This window comes from Halomonas sp. AOP5-B2-8, assembly GCF_052376475.1.
In the GTDB taxonomy this organism is placed as follows: domain Bacteria; phylum Pseudomonadota; class Gammaproteobacteria; order Pseudomonadales; family Halomonadaceae; genus Vreelandella; species Vreelandella casei.
Genome location: NZ_JBQSVS010000002.1, coordinates 448091 through 466471, shown reverse-complemented (window position 1 = coordinate 466471; position 18381 = coordinate 448091). Strand labels below are relative to the sequence as shown.

At 53.8% G+C, this 18381-nt stretch carries 20 protein-coding genes; 11 read left to right on the top strand and 9 right to left on the bottom strand.

Annotated elements, in window-relative coordinates; translation table 11 throughout:
- Nucleotides 1-92: 92 nt before the first annotated feature.
- The 3 genes from ACT3RP_RS06765 to ACT3RP_RS06755 form a co-directional block, all read right to left on the bottom strand.
- Nucleotides 93-392, bottom strand: a complete 300-nt coding sequence (locus tag ACT3RP_RS06765; protein WP_444671511.1) for an MGMT family protein — start codon at nucleotides 390-392, stop codon at nucleotides 93-95.
- A gap of 16 nt (nucleotides 393-408) precedes the next feature.
- On the bottom strand, nucleotides 409-1845 hold the full coding sequence (locus tag ACT3RP_RS06760; protein WP_483393512.1) for an alanine/glycine:cation symporter family protein: 1437 nt from the start codon (nucleotides 1843-1845) through the stop codon (nucleotides 409-411).
- Nucleotides 1846-1964: 119 nt separating this feature from the next.
- Complete coding sequence (locus ACT3RP_RS06755; protein ID WP_441684731.1) at nucleotides 1965-2828, bottom strand: LysR substrate-binding domain-containing protein; 864 nt, start codon at nucleotides 2826-2828, stop codon at nucleotides 1965-1967.
- Nucleotides 2829-2968: 140 nt separating this feature from the next.
- On the opposite strand from ACT3RP_RS06755, the gene ACT3RP_RS06750 reads away from it, so the two are divergent.
- Nucleotides 2969-4180 (top strand): TauD/TfdA family dioxygenase, encoded by a 1212-nt coding sequence (locus ACT3RP_RS06750; RefSeq protein WP_483393511.1) that lies wholly within the window; start codon nucleotides 2969-2971, stop codon nucleotides 4178-4180.
- Between the two features lie 51 nt (nucleotides 4181-4231).
- On the top strand, nucleotides 4232-4339 hold the full coding sequence (locus tag ACT3RP_RS06745; protein WP_483393510.1) for a hypothetical protein: 108 nt from the start codon (nucleotides 4232-4234) through the stop codon (nucleotides 4337-4339).
- Here the strand turns inward: ACT3RP_RS06745 and ACT3RP_RS06740 are convergent.
- Nucleotides 4308-5264 carry a LysR family transcriptional regulator gene (locus ACT3RP_RS06740; protein WP_483393509.1) on the bottom strand — a complete coding sequence of 319 codons (957 nt, stop codon included), beginning with the start codon at nucleotides 5262-5264 and terminating at the stop codon, nucleotides 4308-4310. The genes ACT3RP_RS06745 and ACT3RP_RS06740 overlap by 32 nt on opposite strands.
- A gap of 162 nt (nucleotides 5265-5426) precedes the next feature.
- Between ACT3RP_RS06740 and ACT3RP_RS06735 the strand changes: the two genes are divergently transcribed.
- Nucleotides 5427-6500, top strand: coding sequence for a tartrate dehydrogenase (locus ACT3RP_RS06735; protein WP_483393508.1), 1074 nt, complete (start codon nucleotides 5427-5429; stop codon nucleotides 6498-6500).
- A 147-nt stretch (nucleotides 6501-6647) separates the two neighbouring features.
- Here the strand turns inward: ACT3RP_RS06735 and ACT3RP_RS06730 are convergent, their stop codons facing one another.
- A complete protein-coding gene (locus tag ACT3RP_RS06730; RefSeq protein WP_483393507.1) occupies nucleotides 6648-7802 on the bottom strand; it encodes an alpha-hydroxy acid oxidase in 1155 nt (384 codons plus the stop codon).
- Between the two features lie 8 nt (nucleotides 7803-7810).
- On the bottom strand, nucleotides 7811-7978 hold the full coding sequence (locus ACT3RP_RS06725) for a hypothetical protein (protein WP_441684722.1): 168 nt from the start codon (nucleotides 7976-7978) through the stop codon (nucleotides 7811-7813).
- Between the two features lie 33 nt (nucleotides 7979-8011).
- Between ACT3RP_RS06725 and ACT3RP_RS06720 the strand changes: the two genes are divergently transcribed.
- The 7 genes from ACT3RP_RS06720 (at nucleotide 8012) to ACT3RP_RS06690 (ending at nucleotide 14056) form a co-directional block, all read left to right on the top strand.
- Entirely contained in the window at nucleotides 8012-8452 is a 441-nt protein-coding gene (locus ACT3RP_RS06720; RefSeq protein ID WP_483393506.1) for a hemerythrin domain-containing protein, read from the top strand.
- A gap of 175 nt (nucleotides 8453-8627) precedes the next feature.
- Nucleotides 8628-9614, top strand: coding sequence for a succinylglutamate desuccinylase (locus tag ACT3RP_RS06715; RefSeq protein ID WP_483393505.1), 987 nt, complete (start codon nucleotides 8628-8630; stop codon nucleotides 9612-9614).
- 256 nt (nucleotides 9615-9870) lie between these two features.
- Entirely contained in the window at nucleotides 9871-10641 is a 771-nt protein-coding gene (locus ACT3RP_RS06710; protein ID WP_441684717.1) for an ABC transporter ATP-binding protein, read from the top strand.
- Between the two features lie 15 nt (nucleotides 10642-10656).
- Nucleotides 10657-11358 carry an ABC transporter permease gene (locus tag ACT3RP_RS06705; protein WP_441684715.1) on the top strand — a complete coding sequence of 234 codons (702 nt, stop codon included), beginning with the start codon at nucleotides 10657-10659 and terminating at the stop codon, nucleotides 11356-11358.
- Between the two features lies 1 nt (nucleotide 11359).
- On the top strand, nucleotides 11360-12091 hold the full coding sequence (locus ACT3RP_RS06700; protein WP_483393504.1) for an ABC transporter permease: 732 nt from the start codon (nucleotides 11360-11362) through the stop codon (nucleotides 12089-12091).
- Nucleotides 12092-12264: 173 nt separating this feature from the next.
- Complete coding sequence (locus ACT3RP_RS06695) at nucleotides 12265-13035, top strand: transporter substrate-binding domain-containing protein (protein WP_441684711.1); 771 nt, start codon at nucleotides 12265-12267, stop codon at nucleotides 13033-13035.
- Nucleotides 13036-13252: 217 nt separating this feature from the next.
- Nucleotides 13253-14056, top strand: a complete 804-nt coding sequence (locus tag ACT3RP_RS06690; RefSeq protein WP_483393503.1) for a TraX family protein — start codon at nucleotides 13253-13255, stop codon at nucleotides 14054-14056.
- A gap of 115 nt (nucleotides 14057-14171) precedes the next feature.
- Here the strand turns inward: ACT3RP_RS06690 and ACT3RP_RS06685 are convergent, their stop codons facing one another.
- The gene (locus tag ACT3RP_RS06685) at nucleotides 14172-15329 is read right to left on the bottom strand and encodes a 5-(carboxyamino)imidazole ribonucleotide synthase (protein ID WP_444625311.1); all 1158 of its coding nucleotides are present in this window, start codon (nucleotides 15327-15329) and stop codon (nucleotides 14172-14174) included.
- Nucleotides 15330-15341: 12 nt separating this feature from the next.
- Complete coding sequence (purE, locus tag ACT3RP_RS06680; RefSeq protein ID WP_096278903.1) at nucleotides 15342-15857, bottom strand: 5-(carboxyamino)imidazole ribonucleotide mutase; 516 nt, start codon at nucleotides 15855-15857, stop codon at nucleotides 15342-15344.
- 219 nt (nucleotides 15858-16076) lie between these two features.
- Between purE and ACT3RP_RS06675 the strand changes: the two genes are divergently transcribed.
- Complete coding sequence (locus ACT3RP_RS06675) at nucleotides 16077-16349, top strand: XRE family transcriptional regulator (RefSeq protein ID WP_096278901.1); 273 nt, start codon at nucleotides 16077-16079, stop codon at nucleotides 16347-16349.
- Nucleotides 16350-16568: 219 nt separating this feature from the next.
- Here the strand turns inward: ACT3RP_RS06675 and ilvD are convergent, their stop codons facing one another.
- Nucleotides 16569-18251 carry a dihydroxy-acid dehydratase gene (ilvD, locus tag ACT3RP_RS06670; RefSeq protein WP_483393502.1) on the bottom strand — a complete coding sequence of 561 codons (1683 nt, stop codon included), beginning with the start codon at nucleotides 18249-18251 and terminating at the stop codon, nucleotides 16569-16571.
- Nucleotides 18252-18381: the final 130 nt, after the last annotated feature.

The following is an 18381-nucleotide window of genomic DNA, read 5'->3' as shown; positions in this document are numbered from 1 at the left end:
TGAATGACCGCACCACGCCTTGATCGCTAAGCCGAATACAACAACGCCGCCCCATTGGGCGGCGTTGTTGTTAGCAAGCAGCATGGCTTTACTCAATCGGGCCAAACGAGATGGGCAGGCACCCGCCCCTTAGCATCAAATAATACACCTTCATCGCGTAGTTTCTGATGCTGACGCTCAGCCCCACCATGATCAGCAAGCTTTAACGACGCCGCAATCACGCGATGCCAAGGCAACTGATGGCCATCCGGCAGATGCCGCATCGCCGAGCCCACCATGCGCGGGGTCGCGCCTTCCGTCATTTTAGCAATGCGGCCATAGGTGGTGACACGGCCCGGCGGAATCTGATCAACGATCGTATAAATCTGTTCGAGTAGTTCAGGCCGAGCCATGACGACAACCTCCTTTTTACTTTTTCGGCCAAGCCTTTGGATCAACTTTATTGACCAGCTTAGGGAAATGGCTTGGGTCAAATACCGGCTCTTTACCCGCTTTCAGCTGCACTTCGTAGTCACGTAAAAGTGAGAAAGCTACCGGCGATAGCATCAAAATGGCCACCAAGTTAATAATCGCCATCATCCCCATTGAGAGGTCAGCGAAGTTCCAGATGGCGCCAAGGCTGGCCATCGAACCCACCATAATCATCGCCAGTACCGCAAAGCGATAAATCATAATGGCTATAGGGGCACGGCGTCCGGCTAAATACTCAATATTAGACTCACCGTAAGAGTAGTTGGCAATAACCGACGTAAACGCAAACAGCAGAATCGCCACCGCGACAAACATACCGCCCCAGTCGCCTACGTGGCTAGATAGCGCCATTTGGGTTAGCTGAATGCCATTATTCTCATCACCTGACATTAGCTCTGGCCCGGCCATAATGATGATAGCCGCCGTTGCCGTGCAGATGACGAGGGTATCTAAAAACACCCCCAGCATTTGGATAAACCCCTGCGCGGCAGGGTGGTCGGGACGCGTAGAGGCCGTTGCCGCCGCGTTGGGTGCAGAGCCCATACCCGCCTCGTTAGAGAAGAGTCCGCGCTGAATACCGTTCATTATCGCCTGAGAAACGGCGTAACCAACGGCACCGCCGGCTGCTTGCTCAAGACCAAAAGCACTGCGCAAAATCGTCATGATCGCGGCGGGAAATTCACTGATATTCAACCCCACCACGACCAGCGCTAGCACCAGATAAAGCAACGCCATCAGCGGTACAACCAATTCAGCTACTTTGGCGATCGACTTTAAACCACCAAAAATGATCGGTGCGACCACCGCCATCAAGACTAACCCCATGGCCCAGGTGGGAATGGCAAATGCCTGTTCCATCGCCTGGGCGATGGAGTTGGCCTGAACACTGTTAAACGCCAATCCAAACGCAATAATCAAACAAATCGAAAACAGCATCGCCAACCAGCGTAAGCCAAGCCCTTTTTCAATATAGCGGGCCGGGCCACCGCGAAAGGTATTATCACCATGGTCGGTTTTATACGCCTGAGCCAGCGTTGACTCTACAAAGCTGGTTGCCATGCCGACCATCGCGGTCATCCACATCCAGAAAATGGCGCCGGGGCCACCAAAATAGATCGCGACGGCCACGCCAGCAAGGTTACCCGTACCGACTCGCGCCGCTAAGCTGGTTGAAAGTGCTTGAAACGAAGAGATACCGCCGTTTGATTCGCGGGAGCTGCGCAGCAGCTTAAACATATGGCCAAAATAACGAACTTGAACACCGCGGGTCATAACGGTGAAGTAGATGCCAGCACCAATCAATAAGTAAACCAGTACGCTGCCCCACAGCAGTCCATTGCCACGATCCACTAGCGCTGCAAGAGAAAATTCCATATATCAGACGCCTTTTTTAGCATTGAAAATGCATCATTCTTCACGGTTGCACCAAAATGGCAAGCGCATTGGAAAAATGATGCCGACCACCAGCGCACCAATCCAGTTTTAACAGCAGCTTAACGTGACTCAACCAGCCACGCCCAAACCAAGGCAGCATCCTCATCTACGTGACGACGATTAGGGCGCACTAACCAAAAGCGCTCATCACTCACTACGCTAAGCGCAAAGGGAGCGACCAGGTCCGTGCGTCGTTCCATTAAACGTCGATGGGTAAGCGCGACACCTCCACCCTGGCTAGCTAATACCAGCGTCATCACCTGGTTATCGCAGGTTATTGACCAACACCGTGCTTCCATATCCGCTACGTTTGCGGCCTGAAGCCAACCTGACCAGCCAATGCCAAACCCTGCTGCATGAAGCAATGTATGCCCAGCCAAATCGCTTGGTGACGCCAGTGTTTTAGCCAGCGCAGGCGAACAAACCGGCTGCAGTTGATCCTCACCTAGCGACTGCATATCAACACCGGCCCATTCCCCTTTGCCGTAACGAATTTCAATGTCAGCGCCTTCGGGGCCGAAGTCATCCGGCCAGATCGCACTTACCAAGCGAACGGCCACCTGCGGATAGGCACGGTGGAAAGCAATTAAGCGCGGAGCCAGCCAGGACTGCTGAATCACCGGTGTCGTGCGTATCGTGACCGGCTGCTCAGTGGTGCTGCCAAAGACTTCTAGCGTGCCTTCACTAATGCGCATGAAAGCATCATGAATACTCGGCATCCATGCCTGCCCGGCGGGCGTTAACGTCAAACTACGGGCATGGCGCACAAACAATTTTTGACCTACGCGATCCTCCAACAGCCTAACACGCTGGCTGATGGCAGCCTGAGTGACGCCTAGCTCGTTACCTGCGGCGGTAAAACTCAATGTACGTGCCGCAGACTCAAAGGCCTGCAGCCATAACAACGGCGGTAATTGACCCATGAAAAAGCAACCTATAAGTAAAACGATGTCTTAGGGGTCAGATTAATCGTTTGTCACTGACGCGGCTACTCCTTCATCCTAAATAACAGTAATGCACCGCCCCCTAGACATTTCCGTCAAGGGAGTCATCTGGAGTTTTAATGAACAGCGCAATACAAACGATACCTTCGACAATAACGAGCAATGTTCACGCCCCAGACATGGGCGAATTAACCCCCTACCAAGCCGGGCCTGCACTCACCCAGGCGGCACTCGTCCAATATGGCGTCTCACTTGAGTGGCAAGATGGCCAGCAAACCACTCTGCCCTTACTCTGGTTGCGCGATCACTGCGCCTGCCATGCCTGCCGTCATCCGCAGACACGCGAAAGGCTCTATCTGCCACTTGAAGCGATTTCTAAGCCGCCAAGCGTTGCGCTACGGGATGGCCACCTGCACCTGAACTGGCCGGATGGGCATGCCAGCGCGTTTCATTGCGGCTGGCTATATCAACGCCGCCCAGAAGCAAGCCTGAGTTCAGCGGTACCCAGCAGCATCGCGTGGAATGATAACTTTGCGCCTGAGCGTATCAGTCACAGCGATTTTTTAACGCCTCAAGGTGAGAAAGCCTGGCTCACCGCCATGCTACGCGATGGGCTGGCACTAATGACGGATGGCCCCTTGGTAGAAGAGGAAGTGAGCCGTTTAGCTGAGCGCATTGGGCCGCTGCGTGCCACCAACTTTGGCGCTCGCTTCGATGTGCGCTCAAAACCCAACCCCAACAACGCGGCTTATACTGCGGTCGGGTTACCCCTGCATATCGATTTGCCCAACTGGCGCCAACCGCCGGATATTCAGTTGCTCTACTGCCTGCAAAACGACGCCAACGGTGGCGAATCACTGTTTGCGGATGGTGCCCGCGTCGTCGAAGCCCTACGCCAGAAAGACCCGGCGGCGTTAGCCATTCTCAGCGGGACACCGATTGATTTCCGCTTCCAGGATGAAACCCACGATATTTCTATGCGGGCGCCAGTGATCACACTGGATTGCGCCGGCAACCTTGTTGAGATGCGCCTAAATAACTGGATTCGCGACGCCCTTCATCTACCCGTGGAGCAGATGGAAGCTTGGTACAGCGCTTACGCTCTACTGTGGAAGCTGTTTCACAGCGAAGCACATCAGTTAGAGTTCACGCTTCGCCCGGGGCAGATGGTGGCGTTTGATAATCGCCGTGTGCTTCATGGTCGTCGTGAGTTCGACCCCAACAGCGGCGCACGCCATTTGCAGGGCACCTACCTCGACCGCGATATGCTGGCTTCACGCCTTCGCGTGCTCGCCCGCAATAGCGATCGTTCAACCGTTACCTGCGACTAATTTACGGCGGTTACAACATCTTAGACGTGGATTTTGTCACGCACACCGCAAATGGATAGTGCGACAGAAGCGCGTCTACAACAGCGTGCGGCAGAGCTCGATTTCCCGACCGATGAGCTCATCGAGGTTACTCAGGGCGATTCGTGCCCGGACCGCTAATCGTTTCTTCTGGCAGTGCCGACACTCGCCCGACCATTTCCCGTTGCGCAAAATCAATAAAGGCGCGCAGCCTGGCGGGCACGTGGCGGCGCTGCTCAAACACCGCGTAAAAGTCTGCTCGTACGCCTTGCCAGCTAGGCAGTAACGCCATTAAGTCGCCGCTGGCAAGGTGCTCATTAACATCCCACCACGAACGCAACATGACACCGTGTCCATCCAGCGCTAACCGGGTGATCACCTCCGCATCATTGCTTGCCAACCGGCCGCTGACTTTGACCGACTGTACCTTGGCAGGCTGACCGCATTGCTCAAAGCGCCACACTGGAAAATCGCTGTCGTTCTCACGGATCACTAAGCAAGCATGCTGCTGTAGGTCTGCGGGCGTTTGAAGCGTTGGTGCCTGGGCGATATACGCAGGTGATGCGCAGAGCACGCGCCGATTCGTTAAAATTCGCCGGGCGACTAAGCGCGACTCTGGAGGCTCGCCAATGCGAATGCCAATATCAAAACCGTGATCGCTCAAATTAAGCGGAAAGTTGGTGAGCTCGAGCCACCCTTCTACGTCTGGATGCTGGGCACAGAAACGTGACAGCAAAGGAGCAATGTGGCGACGGCCAAAGCCAAAGGTGGCGTTAATGCGTAGCCTGCCGCTAAGCGCCTGGTTGATACTCTCGCCCAATGAATTTTCCAGTTCATCAAGCTCGTCTAAAATCAGTGCCCCACGTGCAAAATAGCGTTCGCCCTCGGCCGTCAGCGTTAATCGCCTTGTGGTACGGGCAGCCAACTCAATGCCTAAACGTCCTTCCAATATTTTTAATCGCTTGCTCACCGCTGACAGCGAAAGGCCAAGCTCGCGCGCCGTCGCCGTTAAACTCCCGGCACGGGCTAAATGCTGAAAAAAAGCCAAATCATCCAACTGAGCCATCTAACACCTCGGCTATTCTCTACTTTCAAGCAACAATAACTTGAATAATAGCCTGATTATCTCTTAACAAATAGCCGCTACACTCAGTTCTGATAGTGCTTTATGTTTCAGTATTCATACCTCTGAACTGATATTGAATAACAAACAATGTAAGGAGTTACCATGGCTCATACGATTGCGGTCATTGCTGGCGACGGCATTGGCACCGAAGTAATGCCTGAGGGCATTCGCGCGCTTGAAGCTGCTGCCAAGCGTTTCAATATTGATCTTGAATTTAGCGTCTTTGAATTTGGTAGCTGCGACTACTATTTAGAACACGGCAAGATGCTGCCGGATGACTGGTTCGAGCAGCTAAAAGATTTCGATGCGCTCTTCTATGGTGCCGTTGGCTGGCCTGAAAAAGTGCCTGACCACATATCACTGTGGGGTTCATTGCTCCAATTCCGCCGCCAGTTCGATCAATACATTAACCTGCGTCCTTGCAAACTGATGCCCGGCATTAAGAGCCCGCTAACAGGTCGCGAAGCGGGTGATATCGACTTTTATGTAGTTCGCGAGAACACCGAAGGCGAGTACTCAAGCGTTGGCGGCAAGATGTTTGAAGGCACTGATCGTGAAGTCGTCATTCAAGAAACCATCATGACCCGCATCGGCGTCGATCGCGTGCTGAAATATGCGTTTGAGCTGGCCCAAACACGCCCACGCAAAAAGCTGACCTCGGCGACCAAGTCCAACGGTATCTCAATCACTATGCCCTATTGGGATGAGCGCGTAGTCGAAATGTCGAAAGGCTACCCAGAGATTGCCGTGGATAAATTTCATATCGATATTCTGACCGCTAACTTTGTACTTCATCCGGACTGGTTTGACGTGGTGGTGGGCAGCAACCTGTTTGGCGATATACTTTCTGACTTAGGTCCCGCCTGTACCGGCACTATCGGCATTGCACCGTCGGCCAACATTAACCCAGAAGGCAAATTCCCGAGCCTGTTCGAGCCAGTTCATGGCAGCGCACCTGATATCGCCGGCAAAGGTGTCGCCAATCCTATTGGCCAGATATGGTCAGGTGCCATGATGCTTGAACACTTAGGCTACAAGGAAGCCGCCGACGCTATAGTAACGGCGATTGAGGAAGTACTCAGCGAAGGCGATAGCCAAGTACTTACTCGCGACGTGGGCGGGCAAGGCACCACCGCAAGCCTGGGCCGGGCAATTGCCGATAAGCTTGCGGTCTAAAACTGAACGCGGCGCTCAGGCTTTAAATACTTATTTTTAAATACTTATATTGTAAATACTTTGCTTTAAATACATAGGTTTAAGATCTGAGCCTGAACGACTGAGCAATGACGCTAAGCGCGTGCGCCTAAAGGCCCACGCGCTATTTTAGGGTCGGGCCACCAAATGCTCAGGTGCAAGCTGGCCAATATCAGTCACCCCCATTAATGCCAAATCGCGGACAACCTCTTCACGCAACAAATTCAATGCATGCGTCACGCCCGCCTCACCTGCATAAGCTGCCGCGTAGTTAATCGGCCTGCCAATGAATACAAAGTGGGCACCTAACGCTAATGCTTTAATAATGTCCGTGCCGCGTCTAAAACCGCTATCGACCATCACCGGGATATGCTCCACAGCCTGGACAATATCAGGCAGCGCATCGAGTGCCGCAACACCACTATCGAGCTGCCGACCACCGTGATTGGACACAATGACAGCGTCGCCTCCCAGCGCCTCAACTCGCCGTGCGTCCTCAGGATGCAGAATCCCTTTGACGATCAACTTGCCTGGCCATAGCGCCCTCACCCGCTCAAGGTAGCTCCAGTCGAGATGAGTGCGGCCAGAGAAATCGCGAGTGACATTCTTGGAGATAACCGCAATGCCCCGCTGGGCATAGTTATTCTCAAAATGCGGTATGCCGTGATGATAGAGCGTGCGTAGAAAAGTACCGAAGAGCCAGCGTGGTCGAATAATGCCATCCCAGGCCAGCCGCAAACTCGGCCGAAGCGGCGATGAAAAACCGCTGCGGCGATTATTGTCACCATTAGGTGGCACGGCATAATCCACCGTAATCACTAAGTTGCGGTAGCCCGCCCGCTCGACGCGAGCAAGCAATGCTTCAATCTCATCAAGCGTGCCGGGCAAATAAGCCTGGAACCAGTCGGTGGGCCCATCCTTCTGAACAGTTTCAAGAGGGATAAGCGAGCTTCCGCTAAGTATCATCGGAAGCTTGGCTTTAGCCGCCGCGCGCGCCTGCACAAGATCACCGCGGTAAGCCGTTAAGGCGCTAATCCCCATGGGAGCAATGCCAAAGGGCGCGCTATAGCGCTGGCCTAAAAGCTCAGTTTCAATCGAGATTGCAGAAACATCAACTAGGGCTCTAGGCCGCAAGGCATAGCGATCAAACGCCTGCCGATTGGCTAACTGCGTTTTACCCTCTTCTGCACTGTTAGCCACATAGCCAAACAGCGGCCTAGGTAAGTGTTTATGAGCTACGCGTTCAAAGTCCTGCAGGTTGCCGATTTTTTTTAGTTGCTTCACACCATTTCCTATTGGGTCTTCGTCCACGCGTTGGGGTTTACCATATTAGGAGGGGGTTTACGCTTCAACGCAATCAACAAATTGTCGATAGCCAACTGCGCCACTTGTTCAAGAACCACGACGCCAGCGAGCGGCGTCACCTTGCACTTTACGCCATCCACCACTAGCTTTGTCATGCCAACCCCTGAAACGTTTCCAAGGAGCTAGGAATGACGATTTTTGAAGCCCTGCGCAAGGATCATGATATTCAGCGCGACCTGCTCGCCCAGTTAGTTGAGACTCACGGCGACAGTGAAGAGCGCGCTAACCTGTATCAGCAGGTGCGGGCTGAATTGCACTGCCATGCAGCGGCGGAAGAACGGGCGCTGTATATCCCCATGATGGCCATTGATCTCACCCAAGAAAAAGCGCGCCACAGCGTGGCTGAGCACCATGAAATTGACGAGCTATTAGAGCTGCTCGATGAGACTGAATATAGCGCGACTCACTGGCTGACCCATGCTAAACAGCTGCAGCATTTAGTGACCCATCACCTGGATGAAGAAGAGCAAGAAGTCTTCCAGTTGGCTGGGCGTGGGCTTGAAGACAAACAAAAAACCTCTCTCGCCAGCGAGTATCAGCAAGAGATGAAGCGCCAGCGTTCAGCCTAACCTGACATTCCTTCTGCAAAAAAAGCGCTCATGCCTAGCATGGGCGCTTTTTCATTGTTTCATGATTAAACTGGGCTTTTTCACGCGAACGACCTATGGGTTTGTCACACCCGCTCAACGTGCTAAACCTAGGCTCACGGTTATGCTGACAACCACACGGATGAAGGAACCAACAATGCTAGGCCACTGGCTCGATTGGTCGCTTGACGGGCAGCCCCCCGCCTCTCGCAGCGGCGCTTTTAGAAGCGGAACGTATTCTTTACACGCGCCTGGCATTATGGAGCTCACCCCTCATCAGCCAAGCGCTGATGCCCACGCTTGCATCTTTTCAGCAGCGATCCACGGCAACGAAACGGCGCCGGTTGAGCTGATCGGTGAGTGGCTAAGCGCTTTGGAAGCTGGCACCGCGACGCTGGGCGCGCCCGTGTTAGTCATTCTAGGCAATTTGCCTGCGCTTAAGACTCAGCAGCGCTTTCTCAGCACCAATTTAAACCGCCTGTTCAACCGCGAGCTAACAGTTGAAGGCCCAGAACCTGATCGCGCCCGTGAACTAATGGACGCGGTCGATCATTTTTATACCCGCCATACCGATCGCCCCAAGCTGCATTACGACCTTCATACCGCCATTCGAGGCAGTCGCTACCCACGCTTTGTCGTGGAGCCCTTTGCGCAATCAGCGACCGCCCCTTCGCAGTGGAGCTGGTTCGCCGCGGCTGACATGCAGGCAGTGCTGCATCAACATCAGCACAGCTGGACATTCTCTCACTACAGCAAGCATTATCACGCAGCCCAGGCGTTTACTATTGAGCTGGGGCGTGTCGCACCTTTTGGCCAAAACGACATGGCATCGCTGGCACCCATGCGTGCGCTGCTTACATCACTGAGTGAAGGTCATCAGCCAGCAGGTAAGCCAGCGTCACAGATGGTGTTTTTTCAAGTTCACCACGAACTCATGCGCCACTCTGACGATTTCCAGCTCTGTTTTGGCGACGACACGCTCAATTTCAGCCGCTTCGAACCCGGTACGCTTTTGTCGCAAGACGGCACTGCGGGTGATTTTCGAGTAGGCGATACGCCTCTTTGCGTGGTATTTCCTAACGCCAACGTTGAAGTGGGCGCTAGGGCAGCATTATTAGTAGCACCCATTTCAGCGCAATCTTAAATCAGTACAATTTTAAGAGCATCACGAAAGAACTGAGAAAAAATGGGCTTTAAAACCGTATGAAAGTAAGCGATGTTGACAATAATAATGGCGAGAAGATCACAGGCCATTAAGCAAAGCGACCAGCGTCGAATGCTTAATGTCATAATTAGGGCGCGCGCAGCGTACCCAGCCTGATAGAATCGCCCCCTTTTTCGCGCCAGCCGCACCAAACAACCTACTGTTGCTGCGGCAACTCTGTACTGGAGCCAATGTTATGGCCGCTACGCCTACGCCCCTTGAAGTGCGTAATATTAAAAAGCGCTTTGGCGATACGGAAGTCCTAAAAGGCCTTTCACTGCAAGCCCAAAAGGGCGATGTCATCACACTGATTGGCGCCTCTGGGTCAGGTAAAAGTACCTTTTTACGCTGCATGAACCTGCTTGAGCAGCCCGACGATGGCGAACTCATTGTTCACGGCGAGTCAATCCGCTTTAAGACAACTAAACACGGCCGCGAGCCGGAAGATTGGAAGCAGGTCGTGCAGATGCGGGCCAAGCTTTCGATGGTGTTCCAAAGTTTCAACCTGTGGGCACACATGACGCTGCTGGAAAATATTATAGAAGCGCCAATCCATGTGCTGAAAAAACCCAAAAAAGAAGCCCTAGAGCATGCCCACGCCTTGCTCGATCGGGTTGGCTTAACGGCACGTGCCAATGCTTACCCCGCACAAATGTCAGGTGGTCAGCAGCAACGTGGCGCGATTGCCCGTGCCCTGGCGATGGACCCAGAAGTCATGCTGTTTGACGAGCCCACCTCTGCACTTGACCCTGAGCTTGTCGGCGACGTACTCAAAGTCATGCACGGTTTGGCTGAAGAAGGCCGAACGATGGTCGTGGTGACACACGAGATGAGCTTTGCTCGCGATGTATCCAGTCAGGTTATTTATCTTCATCAGGGCTTAGTGGAAGAAGCGGGGCCACCGGATCAGGTGCTTGGCAATCCGCAGTCTGCGCGTCTGAAACAATTTTTAGCACCCAAATACTGATCTGCGAGGCTTACCATGCTTGATTTACAAGGTTATGGTCCCCGGCTGATCGAAGGGGCTGGCGTCACTATTCAGTTGGCGGTGCTATCGTTACTCCTGTCGATTATTTTGGGGCTGCTAACCGCCACCGCAAAGATGTCGCGTAATTGGTTTTTAAGGCGAACGGCTACTGTTTACACTACGTTAATTCGTGGCGTGCCTGATCTCGTGCTTATGATGCTGCTCTTTTTTGGCGGCCAAATTGGCGTGAATGCTATTAGCGACATGCTTTATTACAACTACGAGATCGATCTTTATATTAACTTCAATGCCTTCGCCGCCGGCGTGCTGACCATTGGCTTTATCTTTGGCGCCTATATGGGCGAGACCTTTCGCGGTGCCTTTATGGCGGTCGACAACGGCCAGATTGAAGCGGGTAAAGCCTACGGCATGAGTAGCAGCCTAGTATTTAGACGCATTCGTTTCCCGCAAATGATGCGCCATGCGCTGCCAGGGCTATCGAATAACTGGATGGTACTGCTGAAAACCACCGCGCTGGTGTCCGTTATTGGCCTAACCGATATGGTTCGCGTAGCCGCCGAAGCCTCCCGCGCCACTCACGAACCGTTTACCTTTTTGATTCCCGTCGCAGTGGTTTATCTGCTAATTGCCAGCGTATCCGAATGGATTTTTGCGCGCTTGCAGAAACGCTATGACATCGGCTTTGGAGGTCAGTGAGATGCTTGATATTTCTACTTGGTTTAATGACCTGCTCGCTGACAACACCATTTTTACCGCGAATACGCTGGGCTACTACTGGGAAGGCTTGGCCACCACCACACAACTGGTCTTTTTATCACTGATTGCGGGGCTGATTATTGCCGTGCCGCTGGCGATTATGCGCAGCTCAAAGCACAAATGGATTAGTTTGCCGATTTACCTATTTACCTACGTATTTCGCGGCACGCCGCTGCTGATTCAGCTTTACATCATTTATTACGGCGTGGTGTTTATCGACGGCATTCAAGAGTCTTTTTTATGGCCCATACTGCGCGGCGCTTTTTACCCTGCGTTGATTGCCTTCACACTGAACACTGCGGCATATACCACCGAGATTTTTCGCGGTGCGATCAAAGCGACGTCGCAAGGTGAAATTGAAGCCGCCCGCGCCTATGGCATGTCACAAAGCCTAATGATGCGGCGAATTATTTTGCCCAGCGCCTTTCGTCGTGCCCTACCTGCCTACGGCAACGAAGTTATCTTTATGCTGCATGCCAGTGCGATTGCCAGCGTAGTAACGCTGATGGATTTAACCGGTGCCGCTCGATTTGTGTACGCGCGTTTTTACGCGCCGTTCGATGCGTTTCTGTTTGTCGCCGCAATCTACCTGTGCTTAACGTTCGGAATTTTGTACTTTTTCCGTTTCTTAGAAAAACGCCTATTGGCGCACTTACAGCCGCAAACGCCGTAATCAATCAATGCTAGCCCCTGGGCCTGATAAGTTTGTGGCAGTAGCAAACCTAAATCTACCACCGTCAAACAAGCGTTGGTTTATAGCAGTAATTGCCTCTTTTCGTCTGCCACCAGCTGGGGTACGTTAAAGGGGATGATAATTAGTAAACCTGTTTTCTACGGAGTAGAAAAATGAAAAAACTAGTAACGGTTTCTCTTCTGGGCGTAGCCATCGCCGCAGCCTCCTCCGCCCAAGCACGTGATTACGATAACGTGCGTATTGGCGTAGACGTTCCCTATGAGCCAATGGAGTTTCGCACCGCTGAAGGCGAGCTTACCGGCTTTGATATCGACCTTGGCAACGAGCTGTGCGATCGCATGGGCGTTACCTGCGAATGGGTCGAGCAAGAGTGGGATGGCATTATTCCAGGCTTAATGTCACGCAACTATGACGCCATCATGTCGTCGATGACCATCAACGATGAGCGTCGTGAGCAGGTGCTGTTTTCTGACGCCTACATCACTATGCCGTCAGCCTGGTTCGCCGCCAGCGACCTGGACATCAGCGAAGCGAATGAAGAAACGCTGGAAGGCATGACCATCGGCGTTCAGCGCGGCACCTTGCAAGATAACTACGTCACGGACAACTTTAGCAGCGTCGCCGAAATCAGCCGCTACTCTACGGCTGACGACATGGTGCTGGACATGGAAGCCGAGCGTCTGGACATCGTTTTCCTCGACTTCCCGATTGGCAAAACAACGCTGCTTGAAAGCGACGACGCTGACTATGTGGTGATCGGTGAGCGCATTAGCGAACCCAAGGAATACTTCGGCGATGGCTTTGGTATCGCCTTCCGTCAGCGCGATGAAGCGCTAGCCGAGAAATTCAACGAAGCGCTGGCTGAAGTACAAGAAGACGGCACCTACGACGAAATCTTTACGCGCTACTTCGGCGAAGAGTAATCGCAGCACTCAGTGGGTAGTCTCCTGCTTAACGAGTAATAAGTGCTATCGTCACCCCGGCCTATGCCGGGGTGACGCGTTTTAAAGCAGTACAATGCCGGCACATTCTCGCTCAGCTACCGCCCATTCCCACTCCTTTCAAACGCAGCAAATTCAGTGAACTAGGTAGAACTGCCTGAGTCTGTGTATCATTGCAGTTGATCAACACGGAGGTTTTATGGCTCTTTCACCGGGTACTCACCCAGACACTCGCTCGCGCCCGTCATCCCATTGGACTGGCTGGGGGCAATGGTTAGCACTGTTCACAATGACCGTCGATCATCTAACGCGCTATGTATTGCCGGGTGATTGGGATTTAGGTTGGGCAGGTTCATCCATTGGCCGCATTGCTTTCCCACTCTTCGCTGCGATGGTGGCCTGGCACGGGCTGTTTAATACGCGTAACCCGCTGCGCTATTCACGCCGCATTTTAGTGATTGGCCTGGTTGCTCAGTTGCCCTATATGGTCATGCCCCGTGCATCCGACGCGTTTATCTTAAACGTCTGCTTTACCCTGGCCAGTGGCCTAGTGCTGGGTACGTTAGTCCGCCAAGGCTGGCAGCACTATCAGCAGCAAACGCTAGGGTTACCTTGGCTGTTAGCCGGTTCAGCGGTCGGTGTGACGGTTTGGTATTTACTCGGGTTTTGGGTGGAATACGGTCATAACGGGCTGCTGCTGATTCCGCTATTAATGTTTGCGATGCACGCATTACATCAGGCAGGCAACCATTTCCAAGCGCGCCTATGGGCGGGGCTAGCGGCCTTTCCAGTGCTCTGGATTGCAGGGCAAATGAATGCTTCGGATATGGCCAAATCATTCACCGTTGGCACCTGCGTCATCGTGCTGATTTTAGCCGCCGGTGCGGCCCGCTATATTCCCACCGTCATCGTGGAGATGCCGCGCCGTTTATGGCTAGCCTGGTACCCCGGTCACTTCGCATTAATTGCGCTGTGGGTGCTAATGAGTGGCCAGTTGAGCTAAATGCGTCAGTGATCAGCAGCGCTCAATCATTAGAGCTTAATCAGTAGTGCTCAATCGCCAGCACTAAAAAGCCGCCTGTTGCTAGCAGGCGGCTTTTTGCTATTACAGTTTGCTATCAGAGCTTGTCAGTAAAGCTTAGCGCTGGCGACGGCGCCTCCGGCATCAAAGCGCTACATGTGCGCACTTTTTCAAGCAGTTCGGCGTGGTTGGCCGCTAGGATATTGACGTGGGCAAGCTTACGACCGGCGCGCTCAGCTTTGTCATAGCGGTGCAGATGCGTGTTAGCAAGCGCCAGCATGGCCGCGTTATCGCCTTCGCGGCCAATGACGTTAATCATGCAGGTGGGCGCAATCGCTTGCGTATCGCCTAGCGGCAGCCCCTGTATCGCACGCAGATGGTTTTCAAACTGGCTGGTGACGGCCCCATCCATGGTCCAATGGCCTGAATTATGCACGCGTGGCGCCATTTCATTGGCTAGCAGGCTGCCGTCACGGGTTTGAAATAACTCCAGCGCCAGTACACCCACATAATCCAGCTCATCTAACAGTGCCCGAATGTAGCTATCGGCGGTTTGCTGAACGCTGGCATCCAAGTCAGGCAACGGCGCGACCGAGTAGCGCAAAATGCCGTCGACGTGCTGGTTTTCCGCCATGGGATAGAACACCACCTCGCCATCGCGACCCCGTACAGCAATCATTGACACTTCGCGCACAAAATCAACGAAGGCCTCAACGACCAGCTGCGAGTGGCCGATAGCCGCCCATGCGTCCTGCGCTTGATCAGGATGCTTCAGCACCGCTTGGCCTTTGCCGTCGTAGCCTTCAGTGACTGATTTGGCCACCACGGGGCAGCCAAGCTCGCGAGCGGCAGCTTCAAGCTGCTCGGCACTCTCAACGACCCGGTAGGCGGGCGTGGGGATGCCCAAGCGATCAAACAGCGTCTTTTCTTCGACACGGTTCTGGCACACTTCAATTGCCCGGCTGCTGGGATATACCGGCTTGTGCTGTTCAATGTCGCGCACCAATTGAACGGGCAAGTGTTCAAACTCGTAGGTCACCACATCGACGTTAGCCAGGAACTCGGCCAAGCGCTGGTTATCGGGGTCGATGATCACCTCACCGATGCCTGCACTGGGGTTGCCCGTGGTATCCAGGAAGGTGAAGCGATTGCCCAGCGGATATCCTGCCAGCGCTAACATACGGCCAAGCTGACCGGCGCCTAAAATGCCAATACGTTGGGTCATGCCTGAATGCTTGGTAATACCAGACGTCATAACCGAGCCTCCTTATTCAACGTCCGGCTCGGGGCGCGGATCTGGGTTGTCGAGTACTTTCTGGGTCTGCTCAGCGCGAAAGGCTTCTACCGCACTGCGCACCGCAGCATCTTGCAGGCCGACGATTTGTGCCGCCAGTAGCCCGGCGTTGGTCGCCCCCGCTTTACCAATTGCGAGTGTTCCTACCGCAATACCACCCGGCATCTGCGCAATCGAAAGCAGTGAATCCAGGCCCTTCAAGGCTTTGGACTCTACCGGCACGCCCAGCACGGGCAGCGGCGTTTGTGAAGCAACCATACCCGGCAAGTGGGCCGCGCCACCCGCGCCAGCCACAATCACCTGTAGGCCGCGCTCAGCCGCGCTCTTGGCATAGTCGAACAGCAGGTCAGGCGTGCGATGAGCCGATACCACGCGCGTTTCATACGCCACGCCCAACTGTTCCAGCATCGCCACTGCGTGCTCCATGACGGGCCAGTCAGACTTAGACCCCATGATCACGCCCACCTTGGGTGTGCTGTTCGACGACATGCAAAACTCCTCGGCCCAACGGCCTATAAAAGCAAAACTAAATTGAAAAAATGGCGCGCACCAAGCCTGGCGCACTGAAAAATAGGAAGGCGGATAGTTTACCAGAGCTAGCCCGTTTGCGGGCTTTGCCTGCATCGTGAAATTTTCATCAAAAAAGGCATTGAAAAGCGCACCGGTTGGCGGCATTGTGTGTTTGTCATTTCAGACTAATGGAGCCACATGAGCACGGCACGCGCAACTGCCACAGCGGAACAGGTTGATCCCCCGCGAAGCAGCCCTGACCTCGATGTCAGGGAACTAGAAAAACGTACGCGCTTAATGCGTATTATCACGCGTCTGATCGCAGTATCAGACCTAGGAAGTCGAGACATTGCCCGTCGGGCAGGACTTCCCGTTCAAAAAATTAGCGACTTGCTCGCCGGAAGGCTTGAGCATCTGTGCGTGGATGAACTCCTCGCCCTGCGTCGCACCTTAGAGCTGGAGGCGCCTTAGCAGTATTCTTCTGCTTTCTCATCGCGCTTTCTTCCACAGGCCGCCTCCCGGCGGTCTGATCAAATATTTATCCTCTCGCATTTAAAAACCCACTCAATAGCTGCACCGATTCGCATACCTGCCATGATTTTTTCTACTTTATACCCATAAAAAAGCGCAAGGCTTTGATATTCAGCCTTGCGCTTTACCGCTTCATGACAACGCGATTATTACGTCGATTTACTCTTGGTCGGTTACCGCGCCGGTGCTGGCCGAGCTAACCAAACGCGCATATTTCGCCAGCACGCCACGGGTATAGCAGGGTTCAGGCTGCTGCCACCCCGCGCGACGGCGAGCTAGCTCTTCGTCTGACAAATCAACGTCAATGGTGTCCGCCTGGGCATCAATCGTAATGGTGTCACCATTTTCGACCAGCGCCAGCGGGCCACCGTCGAACGCTTCCGGCGACACATGCCCAACCACAAAGCCGTGGCTGCCACCCGAGAAACGTCCGTCGGTAATTAGCGCAACGTCGTTACCCAGGCCGCGGCCCATAATGGCCGATGTAGGCGTGAGCATTTCGCGCATACCCGGGCCACCTCTCGGGCCTTCGTAGCGAATAACCACAACGTCGCCAGCCACGACGGTGCCGTCATTAATGCGTGCCTGAGCTTCTTCCTCAGAGCCAAATACCCGCGCGGAGCCAGAAAAGCGCGTACCTTCCTTACCAGTGATTTTCGCAACGGCCCCTTCTGGCGCCAAGTTGCCGTAAAGCATACGCAAATGGCTTTCTGCTTTAACCGGCTTATCAAGCGACGCGATGATCGGCGGCTCAGCGGGGTAAGGCGCAACATTTGCCAAGTTCTCTGCCAGAGTTTTGCCGGTGACGGTCATGCAGTTACCGTGCAGCAAGCCTGCGTCCAGCAATACTTTCATCATTGGCTGAATGCCACCAATCGCCACCAGCTCGCTCATCATGTAATGGCCGCTAGGGCGCAGATCAGCCAGTACCGGCACGCGCTTACCAATCTCGGTAAAGTCAGAAAGCGTCAGCTCAACACCAATGGTGCGCGCCATACCAATCAAGTGCAGCACCGCATTGGTAGAACCACCCAGCGCGATAGTGACCGTAATGGCGTTCTCGAACGCCTCGCGAGTCATGATATCGGAAGGCTTAATATCGGCTTCTAGCAGCGCCAGCACCGCTTCACCCGCCGCTTTACAGTCATCACGCTTCTCTTGAGAGATAGCGTTCTGCGCTGAGCTACCCGGCAGGCTCATGCCTAGTGCTTCAATCGCGGAGGCCATGGTGTTAGCGGTATACATACCGCCACAGGAGCCGGGGCCAGGAATAGCAGTTTCTTCGATATTCTTTAATTCGATCAGATCGATATCGCCGCGGGAGTGCGCACCCATAGCCTCGAACACTGAGACGATATCGGTGTGGCCTTTGCCCGGCATGATGGTGCCGCCGTAAACAAATACGCTGGGGCGATTCAAACGCGCCAAGCCCATCATGCAGCCCGGCATGTTTTTATCGCAGCCGCCAATTGCCACCAGGCCATCAAAGCCTTCACAGCCAGCCACCGTTTCGATGGAATCCGCAATGACTTCACGGGATACCAGCGAGTACTTCATACCTTCGGTGCCATTCGCAATGCCATCAGAGATAGTGATGGTATTGAAAATCACGCCTTTACCACCGCCGGCATCCGCGCCATCGCGGGCGAAATCGGCCAACTCACCAATATGGCTGTTACACGGGGTCACCATGCTCCAGGTGGAAGCAATACCTACTTGGGGTTTCTTAAAATCATCATCATTAAAGCCCACCGCCCGTAGCATGGCGCGGCTAGCAGCTTTACCTGGACCATCGACCACTAGAGAAGAGTGGCGACGGGAATGTTGGGATGACTCAGTCATTGTTGATCTCTCTTAGCTTTGCTCACGGTATCCGTATAGCTTGGCGATATATTTCGTATCCCGCAAGATGATTAACATATGGCACCATAGCGCTATGCCCATCGCCACTGCCGTCAAGGAATCATTCATT

What these genes read in the sequence shown, in the direction of transcription:
- ACT3RP_RS06765 (WP_444671511.1), bottom strand. Translation starts at nt 392, where the DNA reads ATGGCTCGGCCTGAACTACTCGAACAGATTTATACGATCGTTGATCAG.
- ACT3RP_RS06760 (WP_483393512.1), bottom strand. Translation starts at nt 1,845, where the DNA reads ATGGAATTTTCTCTTGCAGCGCTAGTGGATCGTGGCAATGGACTGCTG.
- ACT3RP_RS06755 (WP_441684731.1), bottom strand. Translation starts at nt 2,828, where the DNA reads ATGGGTCAATTACCGCCGTTGTTATGGCTGCAGGCCTTTGAGTCTGCG.
- ACT3RP_RS06750 (WP_483393511.1), top strand. Translation starts at nt 2,969, where the DNA reads ATGAACAGCGCAATACAAACGATACCTTCGACAATAACGAGCAATGTT.
- ACT3RP_RS06745 (WP_483393510.1), top strand. Translation starts at nt 4,232, where the DNA reads ATGGATAGTGCGACAGAAGCGCGTCTACAACAGCGTGCGGCAGAGCTC.
- ACT3RP_RS06740 (WP_483393509.1), bottom strand. Translation starts at nt 5,264, where the DNA reads ATGGCTCAGTTGGATGATTTGGCTTTTTTTCAGCATTTAGCCCGTGCC.
- ACT3RP_RS06735 (WP_483393508.1), top strand. Translation starts at nt 5,427, where the DNA reads ATGGCTCATACGATTGCGGTCATTGCTGGCGACGGCATTGGCACCGAA.
- ACT3RP_RS06725 (WP_441684722.1), bottom strand. Translation starts at nt 7,978, where the DNA reads ATGACAAAGCTAGTGGTGGATGGCGTAAAGTGCAAGGTGACGCCGCTC.
- ACT3RP_RS06720 (WP_483393506.1), top strand. Translation starts at nt 8,012, where the DNA reads ATGACGATTTTTGAAGCCCTGCGCAAGGATCATGATATTCAGCGCGAC.
- ACT3RP_RS06715 (WP_483393505.1), top strand. Translation starts at nt 8,628, where the DNA reads ATGCTAGGCCACTGGCTCGATTGGTCGCTTGACGGGCAGCCCCCCGCC.
- ACT3RP_RS06710 (WP_441684717.1), top strand. Translation starts at nt 9,871, where the DNA reads ATGGCCGCTACGCCTACGCCCCTTGAAGTGCGTAATATTAAAAAGCGC.
- ACT3RP_RS06705 (WP_441684715.1), top strand. Translation starts at nt 10,657, where the DNA reads ATGCTTGATTTACAAGGTTATGGTCCCCGGCTGATCGAAGGGGCTGGC.
- ACT3RP_RS06700 (WP_483393504.1), top strand. Translation starts at nt 11,360, where the DNA reads ATGCTTGATATTTCTACTTGGTTTAATGACCTGCTCGCTGACAACACC.
- ACT3RP_RS06695 (WP_441684711.1), top strand. Translation starts at nt 12,265, where the DNA reads ATGAAAAAACTAGTAACGGTTTCTCTTCTGGGCGTAGCCATCGCCGCA.
- ACT3RP_RS06690 (WP_483393503.1), top strand. Translation starts at nt 13,253, where the DNA reads ATGGCTCTTTCACCGGGTACTCACCCAGACACTCGCTCGCGCCCGTCA.
- ACT3RP_RS06685 (WP_444625311.1), bottom strand. Translation starts at nt 15,329, where the DNA reads ATGACGTCTGGTATTACCAAGCATTCAGGCATGACCCAACGTATTGGC.
- purE (WP_096278903.1), bottom strand. Translation starts at nt 15,857, where the DNA reads ATGTCGTCGAACAGCACACCCAAGGTGGGCGTGATCATGGGGTCTAAG.
- ACT3RP_RS06675 (WP_096278901.1), top strand. Translation starts at nt 16,077, where the DNA reads ATGAGCACGGCACGCGCAACTGCCACAGCGGAACAGGTTGATCCCCCG.
- ilvD (WP_483393502.1), bottom strand. Translation starts at nt 18,251, where the DNA reads ATGACTGAGTCATCCCAACATTCCCGTCGCCACTCTTCTCTAGTGGTC.